The following is a 2575-nucleotide window of genomic DNA, read 5'->3' as shown; positions in this document are numbered from 1 at the left end:
CGTGCATTCACAGACGTAGCCGCAACTCCGACAGGACACACAGGTGCTGTGTCCGCGCCGATGGATGAACAGGATGCCCTGTTGTTTTTGGGACTGCATCTGGCGCAATGCTTGGGCAACCGGAGCATCTTCAGTCGTCCCCTAGCCCAAGCATTGCGCCAGATGCAGTCCCAAAAACAACAGGGCATCCTGTTCATCCATCGGCGCGGACACAGCACCTTTGTGTCCTGTCGGAGTTGCGGCTACGTCTGTGAATGCCCGAACTGTGACGTGTCACTGGCATACCATCAGCCCGGAGCCGCCGCACATGCCCAGCTCCGCTGTCACTACTGCAATCATCAGCAACCGCAGCCCCAAAAGTGCCCCGAGTGCGACTCGCTGTATTTTAAATTTTTTGGCAGTGGTACCCAGAAAATAGTCGAAGAACTAGAGCGAGATTTCCCGCAACTTCGCTGTCTGAGATTTGATAGCGATACTACCCGTACCAAAGGCTCCCATCGCCAGATCCTCACCGCCTTTGTCGAGGGAGAAGCCGATTTATTGGTCGGTACCCAGATGCTCACCAAAGGATTGGATCTGCCCCAAGTCACCCTAGTCGGAGTGGTTGCTGCTGATGGCTTGTTGCATCTGTCTGATTATCGCGCTGCCGAGCGGACATTTCAAACGCTCACTCAAGTAGCTGGACGCTGCGGACGCGGCGAAGAAGCGGGTCAGGTCATCATTCAGACCTACAATCCCGATCATCCCATCCTCGCCGCCGTAACCAAGCACGATTATGCGGCTTTTATTGCCGCAGAATTGCCAGAGCGGCAGATGTTGGATTACCCGCCTTACGGCAAATTAATTTTGCTGAGATTTAGTAGTCTCGATGCTGATGCCGTCGAACGAACTGTCACCGATATTGGCTCGACACTCAACGATGCGGCAATTGCAGGCTGTTATGAAGTCTTAGGCCCCGCACCTGCGACAGTGATGCGGGTGAGCAATCGCTACCGCTGGCAAATCATGATTAAGTATGTCCCCAACGGGACGGCGACTCTACCCGACTGGGAAGCACTCAGGACTCAATGTTCTAATTTAGTCAAAATGACGATCGACGTCGATCCGCAGAACTTTCTGTGAAATCGTTACAAAAATTTAACAATCGATGAGTTAAAATGAAATCTAAACTTAAATCAAATTGTTAAGCCGATCGCCCTCATGAGTGATATACCCGTAGATAACACCACGCTCGAACCGCCTACAGTTGTAGAAGTTCCGCCCACACCAGCAGAACTCAAAGAAAAATATGTCAAGTATGCCATGCGAAACATGGTCAAAAAGGGCGGTAAGTCCCTCCAACATTTTGCGCTGAGTGCGATTGGATTGATGGCACTTTTTGTCGGCTTAGCCTATCTAACTAGATAAGGGATCGATTTGCAGCCGTGGTTAGATCTGGGAGCTGTAGCTTCCCCTCAACCACGACACCTCAGCGTCGATCGCTATCTACCGATCGTCATAAACTAGATGCAGCTAGAATTAACCGTCCAAGACTTGTATCAACCGAGTGTCATCGACGAACACACTTGGATAGATTGGTTTGAGAACTGGTTGCAGACCCCCGCTTTAGGTCTACCCCCAGCCGATACCTATGAGTTGAGTCTCCGACTAACCACCGATGTCGAAATCCAAGCCTTCAACTTCCAATTTCGCCAGCAAGATAAACCAACTGATGTCTTGTCTTTTGCCGCATTAGAGGTGGATTTTCCCCAAGTAGCGGACGATAGTGGCGATTTAGCCATTTATTTAGGAGATATTATTATTTCTGTCGATACGGCTACCAGACAAGCTCCCGAACATGGGTATTCTTTAATTAAGGAATTAGCTTGGCTAGCTAGTCACGGATTACTTCATTTACTGGGTTGGGATCACCCCAACGAAGCAAGTTTGCTGTTAATGTTACGACAGCAAGAAAAATTGCTCGCTTGTAGTGGTTTATAGATCTCATTGATGTGTAAATACAGCTTGCGATTCTTGTTCCGTAAGCGCAAAGCGCAGGCGTTGCCAACGCGAAGCGTCTGCCTGCGCAGAGAGGCTACGCCAACGGCCATATGTGTGAAAAATTCATTTAATAAATCATTATTTTCTTAGTGGGAGTGAACTGTCAATGCAGACTAAACTAGACGAGTCCGTAAACACTACAATCCAATCAGATATGCCAAGCAAAATGTCTACTTCTGTCGATCGACAGCGAACGAAGGCTTGGCGGGTGGCGAGTAGCATCGGCGTAAGTTTTAAGTATGCCGCCGCTGGTGTAACCTATGCGTTTCACACGCAGCGTAACTTTCGGATTCATTGCGTCATGGGCACCCTGGCAATTAGCTTCGGTGCCCTTTTGCGTTTGACAGGGGTGGAGATGGCTGTGATTTGTATTACTAGCGGTCTTGTTTTGACCTTAGAACTATTAAACACCGCGATCGAGTCGGTTGTCGATCTAACTGTCGGTCAAACCTATCACGAACTAGCCAAGATTGCCAAAGATTGTGCCGCTGGTGCTGTCCTGATTTCAGCTTTTGCATCGGTACTAGTCGGTGCT

4 protein-coding genes are annotated in these 2575 nt (G+C 49.3%); all 4 read left to right on the top strand.

The genetic code is table 11. The annotated features are described in order from the left end of the window. A partial coding sequence (gene priA, locus RMO35_RS00460; protein ID WP_309737800.1) for a primosomal protein N' occupies nt 1-1122 on the top strand: 1122 nt, incomplete at its 5' end. Between the two features lie 78 nt (nt 1123-1200). Then, entirely contained in the window at nt 1201-1407 is a 207-nt protein-coding gene (locus RMO35_RS00455) for a DUF3285 domain-containing protein (RefSeq protein ID WP_309737797.1), read from the top strand. Nucleotides 1408-1506: 99 nt separating this feature from the next. Further along, nucleotides 1507-1980 (top strand): rRNA maturation RNase YbeY, encoded by a 474-nt coding sequence (ybeY, locus tag RMO35_RS00450; RefSeq protein WP_309737796.1) that lies wholly within the window; start codon nt 1507-1509, stop codon nt 1978-1980. A gap of 226 nt (nt 1981-2206) precedes the next feature. Further along, the coding region (locus tag RMO35_RS00445) for a diacylglycerol kinase family protein (protein ID WP_309737795.1) at nt 2207-2575 on the top strand (369 nt) is incomplete at its 3' end.

The sequence above is a fragment of the Chamaesiphon sp. OTE_20_metabat_361 genome (genome assembly GCF_031364565.1).
The sequence above is the reverse complement of the archived record's forward strand: the minus strand, read 5'-3'. Positions and strand labels throughout refer to the sequence as shown.

Coding starts and splice junctions, on each gene's coding strand:
- RMO35_RS00455 (WP_309737797.1), top strand. CDS start 1,201: ATGAGTGATATACCCGTAGATAACACCACGCTCGAACCGCCTACAGTT.
- ybeY (WP_309737796.1), top strand. CDS start 1,507: ATGCAGCTAGAATTAACCGTCCAAGACTTGTATCAACCGAGTGTCATC.